We start from the raw sequence: 26,002 nt of genomic DNA, 5'->3' as shown, positions 1-26,002 counted from the left end.
GCACGGGGTGTTCGGAGCCGCGGTCAGTAGCGGGGGACGGTCGGGTCCACGAGGCGCGACCACGCGTCGATGCCGCCTTCGAGATGGACTGCGGAGTAGCCGCGCTCGAGGAGCAGGCGGAGCGCTGACTCGGACCGGATGCCGTGGTGGCAGTAGACGACCACGGGCGTCTCGGGGTCGAGACCGTGGAGTGTCTCGGGGAGCGAGCCGAGCGGCATCAGCGTCGAACCGGGCAACCGGGCGATCTCCGCCTCCCACGGCTCCCGGACGTCGAGCAGGACGGCCTCGTCGTCGCTCGCCGCGAGCTGTGGCGCGGTGATCGTGCGTCCGGCGTGTCGCGGCTCGTGGGGTGCTGCCGCTGCGGCGCTCGCCGCATCCCCTCCCGGCGTCCGGTGCAGGTGCTCGTCCAGCGACACCTGCCGGGCGCCCGCGGGGTCTCGCTCGTACCGGAGTTCGCGGAACCCGCCGCTCAGTCCGTCGAACATCGTCACGCGGCCGAGCGAGAGGGTCCCGACCCCGGTGAGCACCTTGATCGCCTCGGTCGCCATGATGGACCCGATGACCCCGACCGTGGTGGGCAGGACGCCGCCGGCCTCGCAGGAGAGCACCGAGCCGTCCGTCGGCGGGTGGGGGAACAGGTCGCGGTAGCGCGGGCCGCGGGACGACCAGCTGAGCCCGGCCTGCCCGCCGTACTGCGAGACCGCACCCCAGACGAGTGGGACGTCGGCGAGCGTCGCGGCGTCGTCGACCAGATACCGGGTCTCGAAGTTGTCGCTGCCGTCGATGACGAGGTCGATCTCCGCGTCGGCCAGGAGACCCATGATCTCGCCGGGTCCGAGGCGGAGGCGGTGCCTGAGGATCGTCGCGTCGGTGTTGACGGCGAGGGCGCGGTCGGCGGCGGAGTCGACCTTCGGACGGCCGACGTCCGCGGTGCTGTGGACGGTCTGCCGATGCAGATTGCTGAGCTCGACCGTGTCGTCGTCCACGAGGTGGATCGCGCCTTCGCCGGAACCGACACCGGCAGCGGCCAGCGCCGGGATGACGATGCTGCCGAGGCCACCCGCGCCGACGATCAGTACCCGTGCGTCTGCGAGGCGCTGCTGCGCCGCTGGTCCGAACCCGGGGAGGGCGAGCTGCCTGGCGTACCGCGCGGTCGAGGACATGCGCCGATTATCCCACCGGCACCGTGCCCGACGACCCTCAGACCGGCTTGACGGGCGTGCGCAGGAGGCAGAAGGCGTTGCCCTCGGGATCGGCGAGGACGTGCCACGACTCGTCGCCCGTCTGCCCGATGTCCGTCGGGCGTGCACCGAGGGCCAGCAGTCGCTCGAGCTCGGCGTCCTGGTCGCCGTCGGTCGGGCTCACGTCGATGTGGAGCTTCGACTTCGGCTGCGGCGGGTCGTCGCTGCGGCTGAGGATGATCGTCGGCTGCGATCCACCGAAGCCGTCCCGGGCTCCGATCTCCACCCCGTCCTCGTCTCGGTCGAGCACGACGAAGTCGAGGACCTCGCACCAGAAGCGGGCGAGCGCTTCCGGATCGCGGCAGTCCAGGACGAGTTCACTGATGCGACATGACATGACCGCAATGTACCGGCGCGTTCCTCGTGGCGGAAGCCGTTGCGGAGCTATCGACCGTCGGACACGCCACGGTCCGTCTCGGCCCAGTCGGTCAGTGTGATCACGAAGCCACGGACCAGGCGGTCGAAGCTGCGGTCGAGGTCGCGGTCGAGGCCGAAGGAGCCCGCCGCCTCGAGCGAGACGAAGCCGTGCAGGGTGGAGCGGAACGCGCGGATCGCGTCGATGGCGTCGTCGCCGCGGAGTTCGTAGGCCGTGAGGACGTCGGAGATGACCTGGATGGCGCCGAGCGACGCCGCCGTGTCCTCCTCGTCCTCCGGCCCGGCGATCCACTGCGCGGCCGTATAGCGTGCCGGGTGCTTCAGGGCCCACTCCCGGTAGGCCCCGGCCATCACCGTGATCGCGTCCGCGCCCGAACGGCCGACGGCCGCGCGCCGCAGGACATCGCCGAGTTCGCCCTTCGCCTGGAGGGAGATGCCCCGGCGGAGTCCGGCGAGCGAGTCGAGGTGTTTGTAGAGCGAGGGCTGCCGGACGCCGAGCCGTTCGGCGAGGGCGGCGAGGGTCAGCCCCTCGAGCCCCACTTCGTCGGCGAGTTCAGCCGCTTCGTCCACCACGCGCGTGCGGCTGAGTCCCGCCCTAGGCACGGTGCAGCGCCGACTGGAGGAAGCCGAGGACGGCCTGCGAGGTGACCTCGGGCTGTTGGGCCTGCGGGTAGTGGCCGGCGTCCTCGACGAGGACGACCTCCGCCTGCAGGGTGTCGCCGATCCAACGGGCCTCTGCCGCGGGGTCGGGGAAGTCGGGGTCCTCGGTGCCCATGATCACGAGCGTCGGAGCGCTCACGCCGGGGAGCGCAGCCTCGGCCGGGGCGTGGTCGGTCTGTCTCGTCGTCTGCGAGAAGGCCTTGCCGTAGGCGGGGCGACGCAGGCTCGCGAAGACGGCGGCGAGGTGGTCGTCGAAGTCGACCGGCTTCCGGCCCGCGTTCAACGTGGGGAGGTAGGCCTTCCAGACCCGTGCGACCCACAGCGGAGCCATCATGGCGCGGAACAAGGCGAGCATGAACCCGCTCGCCTTCGGGTTGCGGACGAAGGGCCCGACGAGCACGAGACCGGACACATCGTCGGGGTGCTCGGCGGCGACGATCACGCCCGCGCCGGCAGCGAGGGAGTTGCCGACGATGACGGCCGGGGTGCCCAGTTCGCGGATGAGGGCGTGGATGTCCGAGGCGGTCGCGACGTCGCCGTAGGACGAGAACGTCGTGTCGCTGTCGCCGTGACCACGGAGGTCGGTGGAGGCGACGCGGTAGCCGGCCTGGACGAGTGCGGGGGCGAGGAAGCGGTAGGAGGAGCGGAGCTCGCCCATTCCCGGGACGAGGACGACGAGCGGGCCGTCGCCCTGGAGCTCGTAGGCGATCTTGCCCTCGGGGCGGTCGAGGTGGCGGGTGGCGGGCCCTGTCGATGCCGGGTTCGTGTTCATGAAGCTAGTGTGCATTGCCTTTTAGCTAATGTCAATAGCTTTTACGGACCGCCTGTCGGAGCAGCCTCATCGACTCGGCACCGGCTCCGAACACTTGCACCGATACTCGGCGACCGTGTCGACCTTCGGCAGGATGAGGAGGAGTGCCAGGTAGACGAGACCGGCGGTCCCGCCTGTGAAGAGGAGGAGGAAGAGGGCGACGGTGCGGACCCAGTCCACGCGGAAGTCGCCGTACGCGGCGATGCCGGCGCACAGGCCGCCGAACCAGCTCCCTTCCCCGATGCGACAGAAGAATCGACCGCGAGCGGGATAGGCGAGGATTCGGGTCGGCGGTGCTTCCTGCTCGACGGAGCCCGTCTCCGCGAGGATCCTCGCGAGCTGTTCGTCGTCGATCGCGGCGCCAGGGGTCGTCGCCATCGATCGCAGGTGGTCTCCGAGCGCCGTCTCGAGGTCGCGTACGGTCTCGTCCGCATCGGGGTCGGTGCCGAGTGCGGCGCGGGTGTTCGACAGGTAGCGGACCAGGTGGGCGTGTGCGGCGGCCGTCAGCGGGATCGTCTCCGCATGCCCACTCAGGCTCATGTGGTGGATCTGTTCCATGTCAGTGTCCGATCGTCGTGATCATGTCGGTGAGGGAGGACCAATAGGTGCGGAAGTTCCGGAGCTGTACTCGTCCGGCTTCGGTCAGGGAGAGGTACTTGCGAGGCGGGCCGGACGTGGACTCCTGCCAGTCGTGCGCCAGGAGCTCTTCGCGTCGGAGCTTGTTCAGGAGCGGATACAGCGTGGCTTCCTGGACGGGGAAGCCGGCTCCGCGGAGCGCCGTCGCTATCTCGCCCGCATAGCGTCGCTGATGCTCGACCGAAGCGAGCACGAGGGGTTCGAGCATGCCTCGGCGGAGTGCCGCGAGCTTGCTATCTGGTTCCATGCCGGTACTGTAACACGAATCGGTACCGGGCGGGACGTCGTCAGGCGAGGTCTGTCCACCAGCGGACGCCGTCGAGGGTGACGCGCGTGGTCTCCTCGTGATGGAGGACGACGAGCAGGACGTCGTCGCAGTGTCGACAGCGCACCACCCACGAGTCCGGGGTGCCGAACACCAGCTCCGCGGCGAGGGGCGAGACGTCGCGGCACCCGAGGCACTGTGACATCGTGTCGCTCGGGTCGGTGCCGGTCAGTCCCGACAGGGTGCCGGCGAGGACGTTCCCGTCCAGATGCGAGGTCATCACGCGCCTCCGAACCGCTCGGTCTTGATGCGGGCGGGATCATGGCCGATCGCGACCAGGGTGTCGGCGACCGCCTCGACGAAGCCGGTCGGTCCGCAGACGAACACCGACGGGGCCTCGTCGCCGGCGGCCTCGAGTGCCTGGAGGTCGGCCGCGACGAGGCGGCCGGCGGGACGAGCCCAGCCGTCGGGCGCTCGCCGGGTGTAGATCCAGGTGACCTCGACCCCGGTCGCAGTGGCGAGCTCGTCGGCGAAGAAGGCGTCCTGCGGTGAGCGGACCGAGTAGACGAGTCGGAACGGCGTCGTGCTCCCGGCCGCCTCGTGCGCTCGCACCATCGCCATGAGCGGCACGATGCCCGAACCTCCGCCGATCAGGAGGACCGGCTCCGTGTCCTCGGGTCGCCAGACGAACCAGCCGCCCAACGGCCCCCGCACCTCGACCTGGTCGCCGACCTCGATCGCGTCGACGAGGAACGGTGAGACCTCGCCGTCGGGGACCCGGTCGACGGCGATCTCGATGCGGTCACCGGCGTCCGCCGAGGCGATCGAATAGGAGCGGACCGCCTGGTAGCCGTCGGGTGCGGTGAGGCGGACGTCGGCGTGCTGCCCGGCGAGGTTCCCGCCCCAGCCGGGGGCGTCGAGGATGAGGCTCCGCCCCGACGGGGTCAGCTGCGTCGCCGCGACCACGGTTGCCGCCTTCCAGACGTCGACATGGCCCGTGCGCCTCACGAGTACCGCTGTTCGAGCCAGGGGTCACCGTAGGCGTGATAGCCGTTCTGCTCCCAGAACCCCGGTTCGTCGTCCTGTTGCATGACGAGGCCGCGGATCCACTTCGCGCTCTTCCAGAAGTAGAGGTGCGGGATGAGGAGCCTCGCCGGCCCGCCGTGCTCCGCGGCGAGCGGCTCGCCGTCGAAGCCGGTGGCGATCCAGGCCTTGCCGCCCAGGAGGTCGTCGAGTGGGACGTTGGTCGTGTAGCCGCCGTAGGAGTGGGCCATCACGAAGTCGTAGCCGCTCTCGACCTCGGCGAAGAGCGTGTCGAGGGAGACGCCCTGCCAGCTCGTGCCGAGCTTCGTCCAGCGCGTCACGCAGTGGATGTCGCGGGTGATGTCGTCCTGCTGGAGCGCCTGCATGGCCGTCCAGTCCCAGTGGTGGATCTCGCCCGTCTCCGTGCGGATCTGGAACTCCCACGCATCGGTGTCGATCCGCGGCGTGGGCCCGGCGGACAGGACGGGGAAGTCCTCGGTGAGGAACTGCCCGGGCGGGAGTCGATCGTCCTGCTCCCGTGCCCGTCCTCCGAAACCGCGTGTGAACACCGCCATGTCGACCTCCTCAGGATGGTCATCACCCTAGTGAGCAGGTGTCGGTGAAACCAGACCCTCCTGGGGCCACCCGGGGCGGTCGCGGCTCCAGGCCTGCGTGGCCAGCTGCACCGCATCCCACGGCGAGCCGAGCGGCGGCGTGTAGGAGAGGTCGAGGTCGCTCATCGCGCCGACCGTCATCCCGTGATGGAGTGCGGTGGCATAGGTGTCGACACGTTTCGCGATCTCCGCGCCGCGCGTGCCGACGAGCTGGGCGCCCAGCAGCAGGCCGGAGTCGGTCGCGCCGGTGATCCGGATGCTGATCGGTGTGGCCCCGGGATAGTAGGCCTTGTGGTCGTCCGCGATCGCTGTGGAGCTGTGCGGTGTGTATCCGGCCGTGGTCGCTTCGTGGTCGCGCAGGCCGGTGCGTGCGGCGACGAGGTCGAACACCTTCACGACCTGGGTACCGAGGCTTCCCGCGAATCGGGTGTCGCCGCCGATCGCGTTCTCACCCGCGACCCGGCCCTGCTTGTGCGCTGTCGTGCCGAGCGGTAGATATGTGACGCCCAGCATTCGGTGGTGGGTGATGACGCCGTCGCCTGCCGCCCAGACGTGTGGCAGGCCGGTGCGCATCCGCTCGTCGACGACGACCGCACCTGCGGCGCCGGTGGTCGCACCGGCCTCGGTGAGCAGCCCCGTGTTCGGCTGAACACCGACGACGACGAGTACGAGGTCCGCGCTGCGCTCGAATGCCCGCCCGTCCTGCTGGCCAGTCACCGTGATTCCGCCGCTCGTCGTGCTGATGTGCTCCACGCGGGTGCCGGTCACGACGTCGACGCCGTGCCGCGTGAGTTCGTCGTGGACGAGTGAGCCGAGGTCCGTGTCGAGGGTGGAGAGCACCTCGGGACCGCGCTGCAACTGGGTGACCTGGAGGCCTCGGACGGTGAGCGCTTCGGCCATCTCCAGGCCTACGTAGCCGGCGCCGACGATGATCGCGGTGTCCGGCTGATGTGTATCGAGGTACCGCTCGAGCGCGAAGGTGTCGCCCATCGAGTGCAACAGGTGCACACCGTCCGCCGGTCCGAGTCGATCGAGGCCGGCGATGCCCGCGGTGGAGGGTGATGCCCCGGTACCGACCATGAGTTCGTCGTAGGGGATCGTCGACTGCGAGCCCCGCTCGTCGCGCACCGTGAGGCGCTGATGGTCGACGTCGATGCCGGTGGCGAGCGTGTTCAGACGCAGCTGCATGCCGGTGGCTTCGAGGTCGGCATGGGTGCGGTGCGCGAGTGACTGCCACGGATCCACTTCGCGCGAGAAGTAGTAGGGGATGCCGCAGATGGAGAAGTTCGGGTAAGCGTCCGCGACGACGACGGTCACGTCGACGGAGGGGTCGAGTTCGCGGGCGCGGAGAGCGGTGGAGATACCGGCGTCACTGCCGCCGACGATTGCGAGATGCATGAGGGTGCCTTTCAGGACTGGGTTGCACGAGGGAGCGGAGCCGGGACGCCGACGGTGCTGCGCGCGGGAGTCGGGTAGAGCACGAGGACCAGGCCGAGCCCGATGGCCGCGCCGAGGACCTGCGCGAGGATGAATGGGCCGACCGAGGCCGGGGCGATGCCGGCGAAGGTGTCGGTGAACATGCGTGCGATCGTCACCGCGGGGTTCGCGAACGACGTCGAGCTGGTGAACCAGTAAGCGGCCCCGATGTACGCACCCACCGCGGCCGCCGTCACCGCACCCTTCCCGGAGCGGGATAGGGCGAAGATCACCAGAATGAGCCCCGCGGTCGCGACAACCTCACCGAGCAACGTCCCAGCGCTCGCCCGGTCTGTCGTGGAGAGCGCTGGTGCGGTGTCGAACATCGCCCCAGCCAGCACCGTGCCAGCGGCCCCGCCGACGATCTGCGCGACCAGGTACGGCAGCAGGTCCAGCGTCGGCAGACCGTGCGCCATGCCGCGATTCACCCACCAGTCCGCGAGCGAGACGACCGGGTTGAAGTGAGCGCCGGAGACCTGGCCGAGGATGAGGATGAGCACGGCGAGCCCGAGCGCGGTCGTCAGGCTGTTCTGCAGCAGCTGCAGCCCGGCGTCATCCGGGGAGAGCCGCTGCGCCATGATCCCGGAGCCGACGACGATCGTCACCAGGAGTCCGGTGCCGATGAACTCGGCCAGCATCCGACGCGACAGATGCGGTCGGATCGGGGTGGGGGCGGGGTTCGGTGGCTTCATGGCGACATCATCTTGACTCACCAAGATACTTCAGTCAATATTGAACCAATGAACATCGAACGAACTGACGTGGTCGAAGCGCGGGCGGCGAAGCATGCCGCGCTGAGCGATCCCACGCGCCTGCAGATGATCGACCTGCTGACCTTGGGCGACCTGTCCCCGACCGAGATCCGGGTCGCGCTCGGAACGCCGGGCAATCTGCTGACCCACCACCTGAACGTGCTGGAACACGTCGGCATGATCACTCGCACGACGTCCGAAGGCGATAAGCGCCGCAGCTACGTCCACCTCGCCCCTGGCTGGTTCGACGGTCTGGTGCCCGGCGCTGCAGGCTCGGCCAGCCGTGTCGTCTTCGTGTGCTCCGCGAACTCCGCACGCTCGCAGCTCGCTGCCGCCCTCTGGGCGCGGCAGAGCAGCATCCCTGTCGCCTCCGGTGGCACTCACCCCGCCGAGCGGATCGCGCCCGGCGCGATCGCCGCCGCCGAACGGCATCAGCTCGCGCTCCCGTCGAGCGCGCCGAGCGCACTCGACGCCGTGCTGGGCGCGGACGATTTCGTCATCACGGTGTGCGACAACGCACACGAGGAGATCGGCGTCGCCGGAGATCTGCACTGGTCGATCCCCGACCCGGTGCGCGTCGGCACCGACGCCGCGTTCGACGCCGCCTACACCGAATTGGAGCGCCGCATCGCGGACTTCGCTCCCCGCCTGCTCGCCGCCTGACCCGAAAGCACCAGCACCCCATGGAAACGACCAAGCCCGTCGTCCTGTTCGTCTGCCAGCACAATGCGGGCCGCTCCCAACTCGGTGCAGCGCTGCTCGAACACGTTGCGAGCGAGCGTTTCACCGCGATCTCAGCCGGCCTCGCTCCGTCACACGCTGTGAACCCCGCCGTCGCCGCAACCGTCGCCGAACTCGGACTCGACATCTCCGACCGTGTGCCGCGCGCCGTCACCCCCACCGACTTGGATCAGGCCGACATCGTGGTGCTCATGAAGCCCGGCCTGGCCCTTCCCGCCAGCCCGCGAGGAGAGGTCTTGGAGTGGTCGTTCCCGAACCCCGATGCCTGGGACGTCGACGCTGTGCGCCCGCTGCGGGAAGCCGTCGCCGAGCGGATTCGCACGAGCCTGCTCACCCGGTAGTGCCCGCAGTGCGGTCAGACGGACGCGGGCGCGCGGCCGATCTGCAGCACCTGCTCCGGTACGGCGCAACAGGAACCACCGGGCGATGCACCGGACGCATCGAACAGGCCGGTCCCGCCACACACACCCGTGTCCGGGAGGACGAGTTCCACCCGTTTGGCCGCAGCGTGGTCCCCTGCCAGGGCGGCGACGACGGAGCGCACCTGCTCGTAGCCGGTCATTGCGAGGAAGGTCGGCGCGCGCCCGTAGGACTTCGCGCCCACGATGTAGAAGTCCGGCTCCGGCTGCGCGAGATCCCGTGCGCCGGTCGCGGCGACCGAGCCACACGAGTGCAGGTTCGGGTCGACCTCGGCCGCGATCCGTGCCGGAGCCTGGAGCGACGGGTCCAGCTCGATCCGCAGTTCTGACAGGAACGACAGATCGGGTCGGAATCCGGTCAGTACGATCACCCGATCAGCGGCGGGCAGCTCGCGGCCGTCCTCCGACACCAGCACGGTCCGGTCTCCGTCGCGAGCCACGCGCTCGACCCGGAACCCCGTGACCAGGTTGACCAGACCGCTGTCGACGAGTTCGCTCGCCGTCACGCCGAGGGCACCGCGGGCGGGCAGCTCGTCGGCGTCGCCGCCGCCGAAGGTGTTCCCGACCGTGCCCCGGCGCAACACCCAGGTGATCGTGGTGTCCGGATGCCGGCGAGCGACTCGGGCCAATGCGATGACGGCCGTGACGGCTGAGTGTCCGGAGCCGACCACGACGGTGTGCCCGCCCTCGAACCCGGTCTGGTTCCGGAAGTCGGGGATCCGGTAGCTGAGCAGGTCGGACGCCGCCCGCTCTCCCAGCGCCGGCAGGCCGTCGGCGCCGGCAGGGTTCGGTGACGACCAGGTGCCGGAAGCGTCGATGACCGCTCGGGCATCCAAGCGATACTCCGCCCCGTCCGCCGATTCGACATGCACGGTGAACGGTTGTTCCGCGCGCCCAGCGTCCACGAGTCGGTCGCGACCGCGCCGGGACACTCCGACCACACGGGCGTCGAACCGCACGCGCTCGCCCAGGGCCTCGGCGAGTGGAGCGAGATAGGTGTTGATCCACTGGGCTCCGGTCGGGAAGCCGTTCGTCGGGGCCGTCCAACCGGTCGGGGCGAGCAGCCGTGCGGATGCCGCGTCGACCAACTCGGACCAGTCGGAGAACAGCCGCACGTGGCCCCACTCCGATACCGCGGCGGCAGCCGAGGGGCCGGCCTCGAGCACCCGCACCGGAACGTCGCGCTCCACCAGGTGCGCTGCGGCTGCCAAGCCCTGCGGGCCCGCGCCGATCACGATCACGGGCAGCTCGTTCACCATCGCCAACTCCAATCGACAAACATCAATACGCCGAGACTGATCGATACATCGACGAATGTCAATACGACGTGTCAGGATGAGTCCATGCCGATCGAACCGCCGCTCCTGGAAGCCGACGTAGCCGCATGCTGCACTCCCGTCACCGGCGGAGTGCTCGCGCTCGACGAGGCTGAACGGATCGCCCGCACCTTCAAAGCGCTCGGCGACCCGACTCGCGTGCGTCTGCTGTCGCTGATCGCTGCGAGCGAGAGCGGAGAGGCGTGCATCTGCGATCTCACCGAGCCGGTCGGGCTCTCGCAGCCCACGGTCTCGCACCACATGCGGATCCTCGTCGATGCCGGACTCGCCACCCGCGAACAGCGTGGCCGATGGGCGTACTTCCGGGTCATCGCGGACGGGCTCGAACGCGCCTCCCGAGCGATCCGCCCGTGACCGTGTCAGTCGCCGTCCGCCCGCTCAGCCGGTGATGAGGTTCGACAGCGCGTCGATCGAGTGGACGACGGCGAGGGCACCGGTGGCCTCCGCCGGCGAGCCGTAGCCCCACTCGACGAGGATCGTCGGAATTCCGTGCGCCGCTGCGCCCTCGATGTCGTGGAGGCGGTCGCCGACGAGCACGGTGCGGGACGTGTCGACGCCGGCGGCGGTGAGGCGCCGGAGGGCCTCGCCGACGACGTCGGCCTTGCTGCTGCGCACCTCGTCCTCCGAGGCGCCGGTGACGACGGTGAAGTACTGGCTCAGACCGAAGTGGTCGAGGATCGTGTTCGCCTGTGACTCGGGCTTCGAGGTCGCGAGCCCGATCGGGATCCCGGCCTCGGAGATGCGCGCGAGCAACCCGGCGACGCCTGGGAACACCGCGGTGCCGACTTCGGCGCCCTCGATGGCGACCTGGCGGCGGTACTCGGTGAGGGCGAGCTGCGACTGCAGCGGGTCCATGCCCGCGAAGTCGCGGAAGGAGTCGAGCAGCGGCGGCCCGACCCAGCGCAGCAGGGATTCGTCGGACGGGACGGGGGCGCCGACGTTCGCCAGCGTCGCCTTCATGCGGGAGATGATGCCGGGAGCCGAGTCCACGATCGTGCCGTCGAGGTCGAACAGCACGCAGGACCAGCTGCGGTGGAAGGACACGGTCGTACTGGCGAGGTAGAGATCGGTCACACGCCCCATCCTAGGGCGACCCCTCCCGTCAGGCAGGGTTGTCAACCGGTTGCCAGAGTCGTAGGCTGACAGGACCGGCAGCCCGACTGCCTGGTTCCCGATGACGAGAACGAACGCGAAGGCGGAAGCGCACGTGAATGCACAACACCCGGTGAGCTGGACCCTGTCGGGCTTCGGCGACGAGATCGACGCCGACCCGACGACGCAGATCGCCGTGCTCGAAGCGCTCGGTGCATCGCACATCGAGGTCCGGAGCGCGTGGGGCGTCAACATCATCGACCTCGACGCCGACCAGCTCGCCCGACTCGGTGCGCAGCTGGAGCGGTCGGGCATGGGCGTGTCCGCCATCGGATCACCGATCGGCAAGGTCGACGTGGCCCTCGACGCCGAGCTGGAGGTCGCCCGCCTCGCGCGAGCGATCGCCGCTGCACACGCCCTCGGGACCCCGAACATCCGCATCTTCTCGTTCTTCCGCGGCGAGGGCGTCCCGGTGGAGGCCACCCGCGACGACGTCCTGGTCCGCATGCGCCTGCTCGCCAACCTGGCCGAGCGTGAGGGGGTCGTGCTCCTGCACGAGAACGAGAAGGACATCTACGGCGACGTCCCGGAGCGCATCCTCGACCTCGTCGAGTCGGTCGGATCACCGGCACTCCGTCTCGCCTGGGACAACGCGAACTTCGTCCAGGTGGGCGTCGCTCCGTTCGACGACGGCTACGCGATGCTGCGCCCCTACCTCGACTACCTCCAGGTCAAGGACGCGGTCGCCGCGAGCGGCCAGGTCGTGCCGTCCGGCGATGGTGACGGCCAACTGCGTGAGACGCTCACGGCGTTGCGCGACGACGGCTACACCGGGTTCGCCTCGCTCGAGCCGCACCTCGCCGCCACCCACGCGCTCGGCGGCTTCTCCGGTCCCGCCTCGTTCGGCGTCGCCGCCCGGGCCTTCCGGAGGCTCACCGACGAGCTGGGGATCGAGCTGCGATGAGCCGCGGGCCAGCCCCCGTCCTCCGCCGCGTCGCCGTGATCGGGTGCGGTGACATCGCTGCCCTCCACCTCGCGGCGATCGGAACGGTCGCCGGCGCGCAGCTCGTGGCGGTGTGCGACGTCGACACCGGCCGGCTCGATGCGGCGATGGCTACGACGGGTGTCCCGGGCTTCACCGACCTCGATCGGCTGTTCGACGAGGCGCGACCCGACGTCGTGCACATCTGCACCCCGCACCACTTGCACGCCGACCAGGCGATCCGGGCGCTCGAGCGCGGAATCAGCGTCATCCTCGAGAAGCCCCTCGCCCACACGCGCGAGGAGGCCGAACGGCTCCTGGCGGCGGCGGAGCACAGTCGCGCGAAGATCGCGGTGTGCTTCCAGAACCGCTACAACCAGCCGGCGGAACGCGCCAAGGAACTCCTCGACTCGGGTGAGCTCGGCGCAGTGCTCGGCGCCTCGGCGGTCGTGCCGTGGCATCGGACGGCGGCCTACTACGAGGATCGCCCTTGGCGTGGTCGCTGGGCGACCGGCGGCGGCGGTCTCCTCATGAATCAGGCGATCCACACGATCGACCTCGTGCAGTGGTTGGTCGGCGACCCGGTCGAGGCTACGGGATCGATCGCCACCCGCGCGCTCGCCGAGGTGATCGAGGTCGAGGACACGGCCGAGCTCCGCATCGTGCACGCGGGAGGCGCGACGAGCACGGTCTACGCGACGGTCGCCGGGGTCGCGAACCTGCCCGTGACGATCGACGTCGTCTGCGAGCGGGGCACGCTGAGCCTCGGCGCCGAACTCACTGCCCGCTTCGCCGACGGGCGCGTCGAGACCACGGTCGAGCGCGTGACGGCCAGCGGAGCGCGTGCCTACTGGGGCGTCTCCCATGAACGGCTGATCCAGGACTTCTACGCGGGGCTCGACGAGCCGGGCGCCTTCTGGCTCCACCCCGCAGAAGCGCGGAAGGCGTTCGATGTGATCCAGGACGTCTACGACGCGGCGATCCCCGAGCGACGGTCGCCGGTCCTCGCCGCGCAGCCCGGCGGTCGCTGAGCCACGATCGGTCGTGGGTCAGCGACGGCTCAGGACGCTGCGTCCCGCTTGACGAGCAGCAGCGCTCCCGCCGGGTCGGGGAACCGCTCCACATCTCGGACGGCCGTCTGCAGGACGGTGTCGAGGTGCTGGGACGCCAGGCTGACGCCACCCATCGCCACCGCCTCCGAACCGAGCGAGGAGACGACCACGTCCGGTGGCAGCGGGCAGATCCCGCCGAGGGTGCGGATGAAGCGCGGCAGGAAGACGTCCGCGCCCGGAGCGCTGCCGCCTCCGACCACGAGGAGTTCCGGATCGAGTGCGAGGACCATGGCAGCCGCGCCGGTGGCCAGGTCGTCCGCGAACTCGTCCATCGCCGTCAGGGCGATCCGATCACCGGCGCGAGCCGCCTCGAAGATCTCCTCGCGGGACGGCCGTGGTGAACCGAGGACCGACTCGCCGTACCGCTCGTTCAGGCGGGACCACCGGAGTTCGGGCATCTCGCCGACGATCCCTGCCGCACCGTGCACGCCGCGATGCACCTTCCCGTCGACGATGGAGGCCGCGCTGGTGCGCACGCCGCAGAGGAGGTAGACGACGTCGCGGTGGCCCTGTGCTGCGCCGACGGTCAGTTCCGCGCGGGCGCCGAGCGCGACGTCGCCCTCCACCAGGACGGCTCCGTCGAACTCCTGCTCGAACCGCTCGCGCAGGTTCAGCCCGACCCAGTCCGGCAGCCCCGTTCCGCCGAAGTGCAGCACCTCGCCGTCTCGGCCGATCGCACCCGGGGAGCCCACGGCGACGATCCACACCGACCCGCGGGTGAGGCCGAGGGCGCTGAGCACCGCATCGCCGGTCGCCAGCGCCAGGGTGATGCGCTCGGTCGCGCCCGTGTCCTCGGGCAGGCGAGCCGTGCGCTGGCCCAGGACGGCACCGGCGAGGTCCGTCACGACGGCGTGGATGTGGTTCGCGCCGATGTCGAGTGACAGGAGGTGGCCGAGTCCGGCCCGCACGCTGAAGGCGGTGGCCGGTCGGCCGATCCGGGACGCCGAGGCGCGTTGGACGGATTCGAGCCAGCCCATCTCGACGAGGTCCGTCACGATCGCGTCGATGGCCGTCCGAGACAGCCCGGACGCGTTCGCCAACTCCCGCAGGGTGAGTGGCTCCGGGAGCAGGGCGCGCAGCACACCGAGCGAGTTCATCCTCCGGAGCAACGATCGACTGCCCATCGATCCGCCGGAGGGCTCCACCATCGCCTCTCGAGGCATCCGCCATTCCCCCCTTGCGACTTTTCACGGCACGTTGCAGTATTAACTCCGCCTCCTCGACTCTACCCGCGGCAGCCCCGCGGCGGCAGGCGTGAATCCCGCGTCGATCCCGAGAGCGCCCATCCAGACAGAAAGCCGGCCATGCTGCACACCTTCACCTTCGGTGACCTCCGCGTCCCCGCGAACCTCGCCGGCGAACCGACCGCCACGAGCACCGGCTTCGTCGTGCCCGCCGGTCCGGTCGCGATCCTCCACCCCTTCGGCGACACCGGGTTCTACCGGCACGGCTGGAACTCGTGGAGCCCGAGCGGCTGGACCACCACGGACGGCGAGACCATCGGCATCAAGAACAACCCCGACCGGCTGCTCACCGCCGACGATGCGGTCAACGAGACCCCGCACCTCCACTCCGGCAGCGGTGTCGGAGCCATCGCGGGACCGGACGGCACCGTGCTGCTCATCGGGACCCTCGGGCTCGGCAACCCCAGGGTCGGTGCCGACCGCAACACGATCTGGGCGCGGAGCGAGACCGACGAAGCCGAGTGGTTCGTCACGTTCGGGCCGGAGCAGCAGGCCTTCGCCGACTATGCGGCGATCCTGTCAGAACGACTCGGGCGGCGCTCGCAGCGCGCCGGTCGCGTCTGGAGCAGTTGGTACTCCTACTACGAGGGCATCGACGAGGAGCTGGTCGCCCGCACCGTGGCCGACCTCACCGGGTACCCCTTCGACGTGTTCCAGCTCGACGACGGCTGGGAGCCGATCGTGGGCGACTGGACGGCCGGTCCGGACTTCCCGTCCGGCATGCAGGCGACCGCCGGTCGCATCGCCGAGGCCGGGTTCCGCCCGGGGCTCTGGCTCGCCCCCATGATCGCGCTTCCCGATTCCACGATCGCGCGGGAGCGCCCCGATCTCCTCGTGCAGGACGACGCCGGCCGCCCGCTGGCGACCGGCTACAACTGGAACTCCCACTACTACTCGCTCGACACCACGCAGCGGGAGGTGCAGGACCACCTCCGCGAGGTCTTCGAGCGCGTCACCGGGTGGGGTTTCAGCTACCTCAAGCTCGACTTCATGTACGCGGGGGCCGTCGCCGGTCGGCGGCATCAGGACGTCCACCGCGAGACCGCCTACCGGGACGCGATCTCGTTCATCAGGGAGACCGCCGGCGACGACGTGTACCTGCTCGGCTGCGGCGTCCCGATGATCCCGTCCATCGGGGTGTTCGACGGCGCGCGCGTGGGGCCGGATGTCGGTCCGTTCTGGGACAACGCCGAACGGGTCGGCGACCCGTCGGGCGTCGGCGCATGGAACTCGATCGTCGACTCCGTCAACCGCGTCTGGCTGAAGGACGTCTACGAGGTCGACCCCGACGCCGTCTACTTCCGCAGCGCCCGCAACCTCCTCGACCCGGACGAGCGACGCATGCTCCAGGACGTGGCGGCCATCCTCGAGTTCAAGTCGACCTCCGATCCGGTGGTGTGGCTGCACGAGAGCGAGCGAGCCGAACTCCGGCAGTACCTCACGGAGACCCCCACGGTCGAGCAGACCGGGCGGTTCACCTTCCGGCTCGACGGCCGCGAGGTCGACCTGACGGCCGTCGTGGCAGGGGAGGCCCGGTCCGACACCTCGTACATCGGGTGATGCTTGGCGCTCGCCGGAGACCCGGCCCTATCCGATAAACGAACGCCGATCCTCCAAAGATGGAGCTACCACGGACTCGTGAGATTCTGGGCAGGATGAGCGTGAATGCTGGGCCCGCGGAGCGGTTCGAAGCCGCGGGCGGCGACGTCGACGACGCGCGCGAGCTGTACCGCGAGGCGTACCAGATCGGCGGGATCACCGTCGAGCCGACGGCCACCGACTTCGGATACCGCTTCACGTCCATCGGCGACGCCGACCTCGCGCTGCGCGCGTCGCAGGTCGAGGGCCGGATCACGGGCGCTTCCTTCACCCAGGACGAGTACGTGGTGACCTGGCTCACGCGTGGCGAGGGCGTGATGGACCTGCTCGGCTCGCCGATGAAGCTCCACCCTGGCGTGCCCTCGATGTTCGCGAATGACCGGCCCGCGCAGTTCGATCTCATCGACTATCGGCTCAACATGATGCACTTCGGCGGTGCGTACTTGGAAGGCGTCGCGGCGGACACCGAGGGGTCGGTGGGTCCGATCCGGTTCGACACGACGTTCCGCCCGTCGGGCGGCGCCCTGCGGCGTTGGACCGAGACGGTGGCGACCGTCGCGCGCGTGATCTACGACGACGGGAGTTCCGCGGTGCTGCGCGCCGAGGCGAACCGAGCGGCCGCCGTCACGTTGCTCGAGGTCTTCCCACATCTCGCTCTGCAGCCACGGACCGATCTGGCGGTTCCTCCGAGCAGCAAGGCCCGCGCCGCCGTCGAGTTCATGGTCGCGAACGCCCACCGACCCATCGCGACCGCGGAGATCGCGGAGGCCGCCGGGCTCAGCCTGCGCAGCCTGCAGGCGGCGTTCCGCCGTGAGTACGACGTCACCGCCACGGACTACCTGCGCTCGATCCGCCTCGATCGCGTGCGGCAGGAGTTGCGGGATGCGGAACCGGGCCTGGCCACGGTCGCCGAGGTCGCCAGACGGTGGGGGTTCACTCACCTCGGTCGGTTCGCGGCCTCCTACACGACCCGCTTCGGCGAGTACCCGAGTGTCACCCTCGCGTCGAGCGCCCGCTGAGCGCCATACCAGGTCCCTGAGCGGCATCCCCGGTCCCTGAGCCTGTCGAAGGGCGGCACCCCGAAGCTGAGTGCTCCCACCAACGATGCCTGTCCGGCGCGGGCACCCGGTACGGTGTCCGGATGACGACTGGACGATACTGCGGTTCCCCATGGGAGTAGGGGCGACGCGACGCGACGCGCAGCTCGTGCTCGACGACCTCTCCTTCCGGATCATCTCCACGACCGCCGATCGCGACCCCGGCGCGGCCCGCTTCGTCCTCGTCCACGGTGTCGGCACCTCGCACCGGTACTTCGCCCGGCTGCACGACGACCTCGCCCGCGACAGTGACACCGTCTCCGTCGACCTCCCCGGGTTCGGTGGTCAGGCGAGGCCCGTCCGCACGGTCGAGGTCGGAGAGATGGCGACGGCACTCGGGCACGCGCTGGACACGCTCGGGACCGCGCCGTTCGTCCTCGTCGGTCATTCCATGGGCGCGCAGTGGGTCGTCGAACTGGCCGCTCAGCGCCCCGATCTGGCGCGTGCCGTCGTCATCATCGGTCCGGTGACGGACCGCGATCATCGGTCGATGGTGGCGCAGGCGCTGGCACTCGCGTGGGACACGGTCGGTGAGACCATGAGCGTGAACCGACGGGTCTTCGTCGACTACCTCCGCGCAGGGCCGTCGTGGTTCCTGCGGCAGGTGCGACGGATGGTCGACTTCCCCATCGAGGACCGCATCATCGAGGTCACCGCTCCCGTGCTCGTCGTCCGCGGCGGGAACGACCCGATCGCCGGTACGGGATGGAGTCGGTTGCTTCGTGATCGGGCGTCACACGGTTCGATGGCGGTCGTGCCCGGCCACCGGCACGTCGTGCAGCACACGGCACCACGAGCGATCGCCTCGGCGATCCGTGCCTTCGTCGCCACCTAGGCTGAGGCCATGACGCGATCCACGGTGAACGACCCGCACGCTCCGAAGCCCGTCGGGCCGTATTCGCATGCCGCGGTCGCCCCGACCGGAGCGCTGTACCTGTCCGGGCAGACGCCCATCGATCCGGTGACCGGAGCCCTCGTCGACGGTGATGTCGCCGAGCAGACCCGCCGGGTGTTCGCCAACCTCGAGTCGGTGCTGACGGCCGCCGGTCGTGGGTTCGCCGACGTGGTCAAGGTGAACGTCTACCTCGTCGACATGGCCGACTTCGCGTCGATGAACAGCGTCTACGAGTCGGTCTTCTCGGCGCCCTACCCTGCGCGCACCACGGTCGCGGTCGTCGGGCTGCCGCTCGGCGCGCGCGTCGAGATCGAACTCGTCGCCTGAGGCGGTGCGTCCCTGGGCGAGAGCGGCTCCAGAGCTCATCCCGGTCCCTGGGCGACGGGCCATCCTGCCCCTGAGCCTGTCGAAGGGCTGGGCGGCGGCGGGGATCAGTCCGTGGGCGGCGGGGCGGTCGACTCGCGCATGATGAGCGTGGTCGCGAGGTCGGTGATGGTCGGGACGTCGGTGCCCCCGAGGTGCGCGAAGAGGGTCTGCACGGCGTAGGAGCCGGAGGCGATGTGCGGGCTCCGGATCGAGGTGAGCGCCGGTGTCGTGAAGTCCGAACCGAAGATGTCGTCGAAGCCGATGAGGCTCAGCTGGGCGGGCATCTCGACGCCACGTGACCGCAGCTCCAGCATGATGCCGATGGCCAGGAGGTCGTTGTACGCGAGGACCGCGGTGGCACCCGTCTCGAGCACCGCTGTGGCCGCCGCCCTGCCCGCGGCCATGTCCGGCTGCGTCGACGGCACCCGCACCGTCTCGATGCCGCGTTCGGCGCACAGCTCCCTCGTCCGGCTCCACCGATGCCGCGACATCCAGGACCGGCCGGGGCCGGAGACGAACGCGAGCCTCCGGTGACCGAGCTCCGCGAGGTGGTCGATCGCCGCGGTGAGGCCCGGGTCGACGTCGGCGACGATGCTGTCGACGTCGTCGACCTGACGGTTGATCACGACGACCGGCTTCTCCTGGCCCAGCGCGCGCACGTCGTCGGGCAGGAGCCTCGAGGTCGCGAGGATGAGACCGTCGACCGACGGCATGAGCCGCCTGGCGGTCAGCAGCTCCATCTCCGCCGACTCCTTGAACTCCGCGAGCACGAGCGTGTAGTTGCGCTCGGCGGCCTCACGCTCCGCACCGCGGACGACGTCGAAGAACATCGGGTTCGTGATGTCGGCGACGATGAGGCCGAGCGTGCCGGTGCGCCCGGTGGGGAGCGCCCGGGCGGCGGGGTTCGCCACGTAGTTGAGCTGTTTGGCGGCGTCGTGGATCTTCTGCGCCGTCTTCTCGTTGATGCGGCCAGGGCGGCTCAGCGCCCGCGACACGGTCGACGGGTTGACGCCGGCGAGCTGCGCGATGTCGTAGATCGTCGCGGCACGTTTCGTCTTCGCGGCCCCCGCCGTGGGTTCGGGCGTTCCGGGCTCGGGAGCGATCGTCTCCGCGGATGCGTCAGAGGTGCTCATGGGGCCCGCTCCTCTCGATCGCCGCCCTCGGCGACCTGAGCCATCGTACTGCCGCGGCCTCGGCGTGCGGGCTCAGGCCTGCCTGGTCAGCGGGTCGCGACATCGAGTGCGTGGCCGGCCCATTCGTACGACAAGCGGTGGGACTCGTAGACGCTCTCGACGCTCGGGAAGTCGACCTCGATCATGTAGTCGCCGTCGTAGTCCGCGGGCATCGCCGCGACGATCGCGTCGAAGTCGAGCACACCGAGCCCGGGTTCCGCCCACAGCCGCTTTGTCTGCGACGTCTCGTGGTAGCTCAGCGCACCGTCCGCCGCGCCGTCGAGGTGATCGGCGTAGACGTCCTTGATGTGGATGCCGCCGAGGCGGTCGCGGTAATCGGTGATCATCGCGACCGGGTCCGCTCCCGCCCAGCGGAGGTGTCCGGTGTCAGGCCCGAACCCGATGAGGTCCGGTCCGAGGGTGTCGAGCAGACTGCGGATCTCGTGCTCGGTCTCGAAGACGCCACCGACGTGCGAGTGGTGCAGGGGGCGGATCCCCTCGGCGAGCAGGACCTCGCAGGTCCGGCCGGCGTTCTCGATGGCCAGGTCGAGCCGCGCCTGGGAGAAGTCGGCGCCGATCGCCGGCGTGGCCATGCGCGCCGGGATCGCCATCGAGGAGATCATCGTCCGGTCGAGTCCGAGGGAGGCCTGGGCCGCCCCGAACGCCTTCGCCGCCTCGAGGACCTCGGCGAGGACGATCGTCTCGTCGAACGCGCTGCTGAACAGGCTGAGCGACGGTGCGAGGCCGTAGCCGCCGATCCACGTGCGGTACTCGTCCGCGGTCATGCCCTCGGGGATGTCGGCCTTCACCGCGGTGAACCCGATGCGCTGGAAGTCGGCGAAGGCCTCCTCGAACACCTCGCGGGTCTTGCCTCGCGCACTCCAGTACGGGATGGGGTTCGCCGCCACCCGGTTCGCCCGCTGCGCGCTCATCGGGCCACCGCCGCAACGGCGTCGAGGCGGACCGGTTGGCCCGTGCGTGCGGACTCGTAGAGACCGGTGATGATCGAGATCGCCTGGCGGTTCTCGGCCAGCGTCACGCGGAGCTGCTCCTCTCCGCGGATCGCGGCGAGGACGTTCCGGTACTGGTGCAGGTGCGCGTCCGACATCTGTCCGGCGACGCTCGAGCCCGCCTGCGTCTCGTCTGCGAACTGCGCCGCCTGGTTCGTGTCCTTGCCCTGCGAGCCGAAGAAGGCCTCGGCGCGCTCCGTTCCCGCGGGAGTGGAGTGGAAGTAGGTCAGCTGGTCGTTCTCGATGACCGCGGAGCCGCGGTCGCCGTGGACCTGCAGCCGCGCGACGAGGCCCGGGTAGACGGCCGTCGAGCCGTGGATGACACCGAGCGCACCGGATGCGAAGCGGACGACGCCGACCGCGACGTCCTCGGTCTCGATGCGCTCGTGGGCGAGGAGCGCGGTGTACCCGAAGACCTCGACGGGACGTCCGAGGAGGGCGACCAGCAGGTCGACCGTGTGCACGCCCTGGTTCATGAGCGCGCCGCCGCCGTCGAGCGCCCAGGTGCCGCGCCAGTCGCCGGAGTCGTAGTAGCTCTGCCCGCGCCACCAGTCGACCGAGGCGATGCCCGAGGTGATGCGCCCGAGGTCTCCGCGTTCGGCGGCGGCGAGGACGATCTCCGTCGAGGGGTCGAAGCGGTGCTGGGAGATGACGGTCACGACGGTACCGGCGCGCTCCTGCGCGGCGATGATGTCGTCCGTCCGCGAGACGGTGACGTCGGCCGGCTTCTCGATGATGACGTGCTTGCCGGCCTCGAGCGCCTCGATGGCGAGGTCGGCGTGCAGGCCGGTGGGGGTGCAGACGACGACGATGTCGGGGTCGGTCTGCGCCAGCGCCTCCGCGAGGGTCGTGAACGCCCGTCCGCCGCGCTCGGCGACGAGGGCCTCCGCCTTCGCGAGCTCCGGGTCGGCGACGGCGACGAGTTCCAATTCGTCGCGAAGCTGGTCGATGACGATGCCGTGCTGCTTCGAGATGATGCCGGCGCCGGCGATGGCGATGCGGTGCGGTCGGGACATGCTGGGGTTCGCTCCAGTTCTGTGCGTGGGGTGGGTCGGTGTCCGTGCCGGCTCAGGCGAGCTGGCGGAGGTGCGCGAGGGCGGCTTCGAGCTCCGGTTCGAAGTCCTCGAAGAGGCACTCGACGGTGACGGGGCCGTCGTAGCCGCCGTCGCGCAAGGCCGTGATGAACTCGGTGAGCGGCCAGTCGCCCTGGCCGGGCGGCCGTCGTCCGGCATCGGCGATGTGGGCGTGTCCGATGCGGGCGCCGAGGGCCTTGACGACGGCGAGCGGCTCCTCCTCCAGCATGATGTGGAAGAGGTCGGCGACGACGGGCACGCGGTCGATCCCGAACTCGTCGAGGAAGGCGACCGTCTCCTCGAGCGAGTTGAGCAGGTTCGTCTCGTCCCGGTTCAATGGTTCGAGGACGATCTGCAGTCCGTTCCGCTCCGCCGTGTCGCGCGTCTCGACGACGACTTCTGCGAACCTCGCGCGGGCGGCCGTGACGTCCACTCCGGCGGGGATGGTGCGCGCCGTCCCGCTCCCGAACACGATCTTCGCGCCGGGCTCCGAGACCGAACCGATGATCGGCATGACGACGTCGAGGTACGCCGTGACGCGTTCCGCCGGGAAGTCGGGGTCGGCGAGCGACAGGTCGCCGGGGAACAGGATGGCGAACGACCCGCGTCGGACGCTCGCGTCGTAGTCGGGATGGCGCGTCCACGCGTCTCCGTCGGCGACGACGAGGTTGCCGACGATGGTCGGTTCGGCGTAGTCGGCTCCGGACGCGAACGCACCGGGGATGCGTTCGGAGGGGACGATCACGCCGTACCCGGTGAGCGGGTACCGCTGGGCGGTCGGGTTCGAGTCGGACATGTGGTTCCGTTCCGTCGTCGGTGGGATGGTCATCGCTACTTCAGGCTCCCCGAGATGAGGTCGAGGCGCCAGAACCGCTGCAGGACGAGCACGAAGATCACCACGGGGATGACGGCGACGAGCGCCCCGGCGATGGCGACCGAGTAGAGCACCGGTTCGCTACCGCCACGGTTGAGCATGAGGAACATGGCGACCGTGATGGGCGACAGCTCCGACTTCGACTGCATGATGTACGGCAGCAGGAAGTTGTTCCAGGCACCGATGAACTGCAACAGGAACACGGTCACGAGACCGGGGAACAAGAGCGGCAGGCCGATCGAGACGAAGGTGCGCCCCTCGTTCGACCCGTCCACCCGAGCCGCCTCGAGGAGTTCCTGCGGCACCGAGCCCCGCGCGAACACGTAGGAGAGGTAGATCCCGAACGGGGTGATCGAGATCGGGATGAGCACCGCCCAGTAGGTGTTCGTGAGGTTCAGCTGTGCGAAGAGCATGTACTGCGGGATCGCCAGCGTGATCGTCGGGAGCAGCACACCCGCGAGCAGTCCGACCATCACGGCCTTCTTACCCGGGAACCGGTAGAGCGCGAGCGCGTAGCCGGCGGCGGCCGAGACGGCGGTCGACAGGAGTGCGCCGCCGATCGAGTAGATGAAGCTGTTGCCCAACCAGCGCGCGAAGGAGCCGTTCTCGTACGCGAACAGGTCGGTCATGTTGTCGATGAGGCTCGAGCCGAGGGTGAACGCGCTCGTGGAGAACAGCTCGCCGGTGCTCTTCGTGGCGGCGAACACGACCCACACCATCGGGAGCAGGAAGTAGAGGACGGCGATCAGGAGCACGACCGTCGGGAGGATTCCGCCGAGCTTGTGGACGAGGCTGACGGATTCCTTCGGCTTGCGGATGCGGCCGCGATCGGCGCGGACGACGGTCTCGCGAGCGCGACGGTCCTCCTCCGCGCGTTCCGCGGTGCGTGCGGTGGTGGTCATGCGTTCCTCCGAGCTGCGAGGCGTTGCCCGCCGAGCACCAGGAGCGACAGCAGCACCGTGGCGAGGGCGAGGATGATGGATGCCGCCGACGCCGAGTTGAGGTCGTCGTGGGCGAAGGCGTCCCGGTACACCCGCATCAGTGGGAAGTAGGTCGAGCTGATGGCCGGGGTGAGGCTCGAGAGCATCTGCGGCTCGCTGTACACCTGGAGGGCGCCGATGATCGAGAAGAGCCCGGTGAGGATCGTGGCCGGCACGATGTGCGGCAGCTTGATGTACCAGGCGATGCGCGGTTCGTTGCAGCCGTCGATACGGGCGGCGTCGATCTGCTCCTTCGGCAGCGACTGCAGCGAGGTGTACAGGATGATCGTGTTGAAGCCGATCCCGCCCCACAGCACGACGTTGATGATCGCCGTCATGACGAGGTCGCCGCGCAGCAGCGTCGGGAACTGCAGGCCGAAGGTCTCGGCGAGCTGGTAGATCGGGCTGATCTCGGGCACGTACAGGAAGCCCCACATGAGCGCCGCGATGACGCTCGGCACGCCGTACGGCAGGAAGATCGCCATGCGGCTGAACGCGCGGAGGCGGGCTCTCGGGAGGTCGAGCAGCAGCGCGAACAGCATCGCCGTGAGCATCATGATCGGCACGAGGAAGAGCGCGTACACGGCGAGGTTGCCGAGGCTCGTCCAGAATGTGGGGTCCTGGAGCACCTTCGTGTAGTTGCCGAGGCCGACGAAGACCTCCTCGCGCACGCCGTAGGCGCTCGCACCCGCCGCGGTGCCCATGAGACTGAGGCCGCCGGAGTACACGATCGGGATGACGAACACGAAGACGAACAGGACGACCGCGGGGGCGATGAGCACCCACGCGAACAGGTGGTGCGGGCGGGTCAGCGAGACGCGCCGTCTGGTGGGGACCGCGGTCGGATCGTCCTCCGTCCGACCGCGGCCCCGCTCGATGGTCGGCGCGGTCATCAGCCCGCCAGGTCCTTCTCGACGATGTCCTGCACCTTCGGGAGCACATCGGCCCACGGGCTCGTCCCCTCGATGGCGTTGCCGAGCTCGTCGGTGATGGCGGTGAAGGCCACCTGCGTGTTCGGTCCCCACTGCACGGTGACGAGCTTCGACGCGGCTTCCGTGGCGCTCGGCCAATAGGTGGTGTCCTCGGGCATGAGCTCCGGCGGCGTGCGGTCGATCTCCTGGCCGTGGAGAGCGCCGGTGAACTTGTTGACCTCGACGAGCCCCTCGGCGCCCTCATCGGACGCGTTCAGCCAGGTGATGAACTCGAGCGCCTGGTCGTAGTGCGGGCTCTCCTTGAGGATGACGTTGGCCGAACCGCCACGGGCGAAGACCCGCGGATCGGCGGGGTCCCACTGCGGGATCTGTGCGGCCGACCAGAGCCCGACGGTGTCGGGGTACTGGTTGAGCAGTGGACCGGGAGCCCAGGCGCCGGCGATCGTGCCGAGCACCCGGCCACTCGCGGTCGCCTCGATCTGCTCGGGGCTGCCGGTCTGGTAGGTGCTCACGAGGTCGTCCTCGACCATGCCCTGCCAGAAGTCCAGGACCTCCCGCGTCTCGGCGCTGTCGATGTCGACACCCCATTGCTCGTCGGCGTAGTCCCACCACTGGGCGCCGTTCTGCAGGGCGAGCCCCATGAACTGGTCGGCGTCGATCGAGCTGAAATTGAAGAGGTAGCGGTCACCGTCGAGGGTGCGGACCTGCTCGGCAAGGGCGCGGAAGTCCTCCCAGCTCGCGGCCGGGGTGAGGCCGTACTGCGCGAAGAGGTCGTTCCGGTAGACGAAGAGCGCCGGCCCGAGATCCTGCGGGACGCCGTAGACCGTGTCGTCGAAGGACACGCTCTCGAGCACCGTGGGGGAGTAGGCCTCCTCGAGGTCCTGCTTCGCGCTGTCGAGTGGGGCGAGGACGCCGGCCGACACGTAGGTCGGCAGCTGCGTGTACTCCGCCTGCGCGATGTCGGGGCCGTCGCCGGCTCGCACCGCGCTCAGGACGCGGACGGGCATGTCCGCTCCGCTCGCGGGTTGCGAGATGTTGACCTGGATGTCGGGGTTGGCCTGGTTCCACACCTCGACGCGCTTGTCGATGTTCGAGCCCCAGGCCCAGAACTCGAGCGTCACCGGGCCGTCGGCCGAGTCGTCGCCGCCCGGTCCCGAGCACGCGGTCAACGCGAGGGCGAGGATTCCCGCGGTCGCGATTCCGATACGAACGCTGTTTGCCACT

General features: G+C 69.8%; 30 protein-coding genes. 9 read left to right on the top strand and 21 right to left on the bottom strand.

Annotated features, from left to right (window positions below; genetic code table 11):
* Positions 1–23: 23 nt before the first annotated feature.
* From RWN05_RS02315 to RWN05_RS02265, 11 genes are all read right to left on the bottom strand, one after another.
* Complete coding sequence (locus RWN05_RS02315; protein ID WP_314138244.1) at positions 24–1,163, bottom strand: ThiF family adenylyltransferase; 1,140 nt, start codon at positions 1,161–1,163, stop codon at positions 24–26.
* A gap of 37 nt (positions 1,164–1,200) precedes the next feature.
* Complete coding sequence (locus RWN05_RS02310; protein ID WP_071261898.1) at positions 1,201–1,578, bottom strand: VOC family protein; 378 nt, start codon at positions 1,576–1,578, stop codon at positions 1,201–1,203.
* 47 nt (positions 1,579–1,625) lie between these two features.
* Positions 1,626–2,189 (bottom strand): TetR/AcrR family transcriptional regulator, encoded by a 564-nt coding sequence (locus tag RWN05_RS02305; RefSeq protein ID WP_197478993.1) that lies wholly within the window; start codon positions 2,187–2,189, stop codon positions 1,626–1,628.
* A 22-nt stretch (positions 2,190–2,211) separates the two neighbouring features.
* On the bottom strand, positions 2,212–3,048 hold the full coding sequence (locus tag RWN05_RS02300) for an alpha/beta hydrolase (protein ID WP_314138242.1): 837 nt from the start codon (positions 3,046–3,048) through the stop codon (positions 2,212–2,214).
* 66 nt (positions 3,049–3,114) lie between these two features.
* Entirely contained in the window at positions 3,115–3,645 is a 531-nt protein-coding gene (locus RWN05_RS02295; protein WP_314138241.1) for a PspC domain-containing protein, read from the bottom strand.
* Between the two features lies 1 nt (position 3,646).
* Entirely contained in the window at positions 3,647–3,970 is a 324-nt protein-coding gene (locus RWN05_RS02290) for a PadR family transcriptional regulator (RefSeq protein WP_314138239.1), read from the bottom strand.
* A gap of 40 nt (positions 3,971–4,010) precedes the next feature.
* A complete protein-coding gene (locus RWN05_RS02285) occupies positions 4,011–4,268 on the bottom strand; it encodes a DUF6510 family protein (protein ID WP_314138237.1) in 258 nt (85 codons plus the stop codon).
* Complete coding sequence (locus RWN05_RS02280) at positions 4,268–4,954, bottom strand: ferredoxin reductase (RefSeq protein WP_314138235.1); 687 nt, start codon at positions 4,952–4,954, stop codon at positions 4,268–4,270. Before RWN05_RS02280 ends, RWN05_RS02285 begins: the two co-directional genes overlap by 1 nt.
* 38 nt (positions 4,955–4,992) lie before the next feature.
* Entirely contained in the window at positions 4,993–5,586 is a 594-nt protein-coding gene (locus RWN05_RS02275) for a sulfite oxidase-like oxidoreductase (RefSeq protein WP_314138234.1), read from the bottom strand.
* 27 nt (positions 5,587–5,613) lie between these two features.
* Positions 5,614–7,023, bottom strand: a complete 1,410-nt coding sequence (locus RWN05_RS02270) for an FAD-dependent oxidoreductase (RefSeq protein ID WP_314138233.1) — start codon at positions 7,021–7,023, stop codon at positions 5,614–5,616.
* An 11-nt stretch (positions 7,024–7,034) separates the two neighbouring features.
* Positions 7,035–7,793 (bottom strand): MIP/aquaporin family protein, encoded by a 759-nt coding sequence (locus tag RWN05_RS02265; RefSeq protein WP_314138232.1) that lies wholly within the window; start codon positions 7,791–7,793, stop codon positions 7,035–7,037.
* A 48-nt stretch (positions 7,794–7,841) separates the two neighbouring features.
* On the opposite strand from RWN05_RS02265, the gene RWN05_RS02260 reads away from it, so the two are divergent.
* Both RWN05_RS02260 and RWN05_RS02255 read left to right on the top strand, forming a co-directional pair.
* Positions 7,842–8,516, top strand: coding sequence for a helix-turn-helix domain-containing protein (locus tag RWN05_RS02260; protein ID WP_079000521.1), 675 nt, complete (start codon positions 7,842–7,844; stop codon positions 8,514–8,516).
* Positions 8,517–8,536: 20 nt separating this feature from the next.
* Positions 8,537–8,935, top strand: coding sequence for a low molecular weight phosphatase family protein (locus RWN05_RS02255; RefSeq protein ID WP_079000523.1), 399 nt, complete (start codon positions 8,537–8,539; stop codon positions 8,933–8,935).
* 14 nt (positions 8,936–8,949) lie between these two features.
* On the opposite strand, the gene RWN05_RS02250 is transcribed toward RWN05_RS02255, so the two are convergent.
* Positions 8,950–10,272 (bottom strand): NAD(P)-binding domain-containing protein, encoded by a 1,323-nt coding sequence (locus RWN05_RS02250; RefSeq protein ID WP_314138228.1) that lies wholly within the window; start codon positions 10,270–10,272, stop codon positions 8,950–8,952.
* An 84-nt stretch (positions 10,273–10,356) separates the two neighbouring features.
* Between RWN05_RS02250 and RWN05_RS02245 the strand changes: the two genes are divergently transcribed.
* Positions 10,357–10,704: a helix-turn-helix transcriptional regulator gene (locus tag RWN05_RS02245; RefSeq protein ID WP_205847557.1), complete on the top strand. Its 348-nt coding sequence runs from the start codon at positions 10,357–10,359 to the stop codon at positions 10,702–10,704.
* A 24-nt stretch (positions 10,705–10,728) separates the two neighbouring features.
* Here the strand turns inward: RWN05_RS02245 and RWN05_RS02240 are convergent, their stop codons facing one another.
* Positions 10,729–11,424: an HAD hydrolase-like protein gene (locus RWN05_RS02240; protein WP_231884265.1), complete on the bottom strand. Its 696-nt coding sequence runs from the start codon at positions 11,422–11,424 to the stop codon at positions 10,729–10,731.
* A gap of 100 nt (positions 11,425–11,524) precedes the next feature.
* Here RWN05_RS02240 and RWN05_RS02235 point away from each other — a divergent pair, with 100 nt between their 5' ends.
* A complete protein-coding gene (locus RWN05_RS02235; RefSeq protein ID WP_314138224.1) occupies positions 11,525–12,406 on the top strand; it encodes a TIM barrel protein in 882 nt (293 codons plus the stop codon).
* On the top strand, positions 12,403–13,455 hold the full coding sequence (locus RWN05_RS02230; RefSeq protein ID WP_314138222.1) for a Gfo/Idh/MocA family oxidoreductase: 1,053 nt from the start codon (positions 12,403–12,405) through the stop codon (positions 13,453–13,455). The genes RWN05_RS02235 and RWN05_RS02230 overlap by 4 nt, the downstream gene beginning before the upstream one ends.
* Before the next feature lie 29 nt (positions 13,456–13,484).
* Here the strand turns inward: RWN05_RS02230 and RWN05_RS02225 are convergent, their stop codons facing one another.
* Positions 13,485–14,633: an ROK family transcriptional regulator gene (locus RWN05_RS02225; RefSeq protein WP_314138221.1), complete on the bottom strand. Its 1,149-nt coding sequence runs from the start codon at positions 14,631–14,633 to the stop codon at positions 13,485–13,487.
* Positions 14,634–14,840: 207 nt separating this feature from the next.
* On the opposite strand from RWN05_RS02225, the gene RWN05_RS02220 reads away from it, so the two are divergent.
* The 4 genes from RWN05_RS02220 to RWN05_RS02205 all read left to right on the top strand — a co-directional run bounded on the left by RWN05_RS02220 (position 14,841) and on the right by RWN05_RS02205 (position 18,698).
* Positions 14,841–16,340, top strand: coding sequence for an alpha-galactosidase (locus tag RWN05_RS02220; RefSeq protein WP_314138220.1), 1,500 nt, complete (start codon positions 14,841–14,843; stop codon positions 16,338–16,340).
* 95 nt (positions 16,341–16,435) lie between these two features.
* On the top strand, positions 16,436–17,398 hold the full coding sequence (locus tag RWN05_RS02215) for a helix-turn-helix domain-containing protein (RefSeq protein WP_314138219.1): 963 nt from the start codon (positions 16,436–16,438) through the stop codon (positions 17,396–17,398).
* A 151-nt stretch (positions 17,399–17,549) separates the two neighbouring features.
* Complete coding sequence (locus tag RWN05_RS02210; protein ID WP_314138217.1) at positions 17,550–18,311, top strand: alpha/beta hydrolase; 762 nt, start codon at positions 17,550–17,552, stop codon at positions 18,309–18,311.
* Positions 18,312–18,320: 9 nt separating this feature from the next.
* Positions 18,321–18,698, top strand: coding sequence for a RidA family protein (locus tag RWN05_RS02205; RefSeq protein ID WP_064293922.1), 378 nt, complete (start codon positions 18,321–18,323; stop codon positions 18,696–18,698).
* A 104-nt stretch (positions 18,699–18,802) separates the two neighbouring features.
* On the opposite strand, the gene RWN05_RS02200 is transcribed toward RWN05_RS02205, so the two are convergent.
* The 7 genes from RWN05_RS02200 to RWN05_RS02170 form a co-directional block, all read right to left on the bottom strand.
* Positions 18,803–19,870 carry a LacI family DNA-binding transcriptional regulator gene (locus tag RWN05_RS02200; protein ID WP_079000536.1) on the bottom strand — a complete coding sequence of 356 codons (1,068 nt, stop codon included), beginning with the start codon at positions 19,868–19,870 and terminating at the stop codon, positions 18,803–18,805.
* 86 nt (positions 19,871–19,956) lie between these two features.
* Complete coding sequence (locus RWN05_RS02195) at positions 19,957–20,841, bottom strand: sugar phosphate isomerase/epimerase (RefSeq protein WP_314138211.1); 885 nt, start codon at positions 20,839–20,841, stop codon at positions 19,957–19,959.
* Complete coding sequence (locus RWN05_RS02190; RefSeq protein WP_314138209.1) at positions 20,838–21,935, bottom strand: Gfo/Idh/MocA family oxidoreductase; 1,098 nt, start codon at positions 21,933–21,935, stop codon at positions 20,838–20,840. The genes RWN05_RS02195 and RWN05_RS02190 overlap by 4 nt, the downstream gene beginning before the upstream one ends.
* Positions 21,936–21,987: 52 nt before the next feature.
* Entirely contained in the window at positions 21,988–22,821 is an 834-nt protein-coding gene (locus RWN05_RS02185; protein ID WP_314138206.1) for a sugar phosphate isomerase/epimerase family protein, read from the bottom strand.
* A gap of 2 nt (positions 22,822–22,823) precedes the next feature.
* On the bottom strand, positions 22,824–23,768 hold the full coding sequence (locus RWN05_RS02180; protein ID WP_314138204.1) for a carbohydrate ABC transporter permease: 945 nt from the start codon (positions 23,766–23,768) through the stop codon (positions 22,824–22,826).
* Positions 23,765–24,739, bottom strand: coding sequence for a carbohydrate ABC transporter permease (locus RWN05_RS02175; protein WP_079000544.1), 975 nt, complete (start codon positions 24,737–24,739; stop codon positions 23,765–23,767). The genes RWN05_RS02180 and RWN05_RS02175 overlap by 4 nt, the downstream gene beginning before the upstream one ends.
* A complete protein-coding gene (locus RWN05_RS02170) occupies positions 24,739–26,001 on the bottom strand; it encodes a sugar ABC transporter substrate-binding protein (protein ID WP_314138202.1) in 1,263 nt (420 codons plus the stop codon). The genes RWN05_RS02175 and RWN05_RS02170 overlap by 1 nt, the downstream gene beginning before the upstream one ends.
* Between the last annotated feature and the right edge of the window lies 1 nt (position 26,002).

It is taken from the genome of uncultured Plantibacter sp. (assembly GCF_963518075.1).
Taxonomy (GTDB): Bacteria; Actinomycetota; Actinomycetes; order Actinomycetales; family Microbacteriaceae; genus Plantibacter; species Plantibacter flavus_A.
The sequence above is the reverse complement of the archived record's forward strand: the minus strand, read 5'-3'. Positions and strand labels throughout refer to the sequence as shown.

What these genes read in the sequence shown, in the direction of transcription:
- RWN05_RS02315 (WP_314138244.1), bottom strand. Translation starts at nt 1,163, where the DNA reads ATGTCCTCGACCGCGCGGTACGCCAGGCAGCTCGCCCTCCCCGGGTTC.
- RWN05_RS02250 (WP_314138228.1), bottom strand. Translation starts at nt 10,272, where the DNA reads ATGGTGAACGAGCTGCCCGTGATCGTGATCGGCGCGGGCCCGCAGGGC.
- RWN05_RS02195 (WP_314138211.1), bottom strand. Translation starts at nt 20,841, where the DNA reads ATGAGCGCGCAGCGGGCGAACCGGGTGGCGGCGAACCCCATCCCGTAC.
- RWN05_RS02205 (WP_064293922.1), top strand. Translation starts at nt 18,321, where the DNA reads ATGACGCGATCCACGGTGAACGACCCGCACGCTCCGAAGCCCGTCGGG.
- RWN05_RS02215 (WP_314138219.1), top strand. Translation starts at nt 16,436, where the DNA reads ATGAGCGTGAATGCTGGGCCCGCGGAGCGGTTCGAAGCCGCGGGCGGC.
- RWN05_RS02185 (WP_314138206.1), bottom strand. Translation starts at nt 22,821, where the DNA reads ATGACCATCCCACCGACGACGGAACGGAACCACATGTCCGACTCGAAC.
- RWN05_RS02245 (WP_205847557.1), top strand. Translation starts at nt 10,357, where the DNA reads ATGCCGATCGAACCGCCGCTCCTGGAAGCCGACGTAGCCGCATGCTGC.
- RWN05_RS02295 (WP_314138241.1), bottom strand. Translation starts at nt 3,645, where the DNA reads ATGGAACAGATCCACCACATGAGCCTGAGTGGGCATGCGGAGACGATC.
- RWN05_RS02180 (WP_314138204.1), bottom strand. Translation starts at nt 23,768, where the DNA reads ATGACCACCACCGCACGCACCGCGGAACGCGCGGAGGAGGACCGTCGC.
- RWN05_RS02275 (WP_314138234.1), bottom strand. Translation starts at nt 5,586, where the DNA reads ATGGCGGTGTTCACACGCGGTTTCGGAGGACGGGCACGGGAGCAGGAC.
- RWN05_RS02285 (WP_314138237.1), bottom strand. Translation starts at nt 4,268, where the DNA reads ATGACCTCGCATCTGGACGGGAACGTCCTCGCCGGCACCCTGTCGGGA.
- RWN05_RS02230 (WP_314138222.1), top strand. Translation starts at nt 12,403, where the DNA reads ATGAGCCGCGGGCCAGCCCCCGTCCTCCGCCGCGTCGCCGTGATCGGG.
- RWN05_RS02255 (WP_079000523.1), top strand. Translation starts at nt 8,537, where the DNA reads ATGGAAACGACCAAGCCCGTCGTCCTGTTCGTCTGCCAGCACAATGCG.
- RWN05_RS02300 (WP_314138242.1), bottom strand. Translation starts at nt 3,048, where the DNA reads ATGAACACGAACCCGGCATCGACAGGGCCCGCCACCCGCCACCTCGAC.
- RWN05_RS02220 (WP_314138220.1), top strand. Translation starts at nt 14,841, where the DNA reads ATGCTGCACACCTTCACCTTCGGTGACCTCCGCGTCCCCGCGAACCTC.
- RWN05_RS02200 (WP_079000536.1), bottom strand. Translation starts at nt 19,870, where the DNA reads ATGAGCACCTCTGACGCATCCGCGGAGACGATCGCTCCCGAGCCCGGA.
- RWN05_RS02290 (WP_314138239.1), bottom strand. Translation starts at nt 3,970, where the DNA reads ATGGAACCAGATAGCAAGCTCGCGGCACTCCGCCGAGGCATGCTCGAA.
- RWN05_RS02270 (WP_314138233.1), bottom strand. Translation starts at nt 7,023, where the DNA reads ATGCATCTCGCAATCGTCGGCGGCAGTGACGCCGGTATCTCCACCGCT.
- RWN05_RS02190 (WP_314138209.1), bottom strand. Translation starts at nt 21,935, where the DNA reads ATGTCCCGACCGCACCGCATCGCCATCGCCGGCGCCGGCATCATCTCG.
- RWN05_RS02175 (WP_079000544.1), bottom strand. Translation starts at nt 24,739, where the DNA reads ATGACCGCGCCGACCATCGAGCGGGGCCGCGGTCGGACGGAGGACGAT.
- RWN05_RS02260 (WP_079000521.1), top strand. Translation starts at nt 7,842, where the DNA reads ATGAACATCGAACGAACTGACGTGGTCGAAGCGCGGGCGGCGAAGCAT.
- RWN05_RS02210 (WP_314138217.1), top strand. Translation starts at nt 17,550, where the DNA reads ATGGGAGTAGGGGCGACGCGACGCGACGCGCAGCTCGTGCTCGACGAC.
- RWN05_RS02265 (WP_314138232.1), bottom strand. Translation starts at nt 7,793, where the DNA reads ATGAAGCCACCGAACCCCGCCCCCACCCCGATCCGACCGCATCTGTCG.
- RWN05_RS02310 (WP_071261898.1), bottom strand. Translation starts at nt 1,578, where the DNA reads ATGTCATGTCGCATCAGTGAACTCGTCCTGGACTGCCGCGATCCGGAA.
- RWN05_RS02235 (WP_314138224.1), top strand. Translation starts at nt 11,525, where the DNA reads ATGACGAGAACGAACGCGAAGGCGGAAGCGCACGTGAATGCACAACAC.
- RWN05_RS02225 (WP_314138221.1), bottom strand. Translation starts at nt 14,633, where the DNA reads ATGAACTCGCTCGGTGTGCTGCGCGCCCTGCTCCCGGAGCCACTCACC.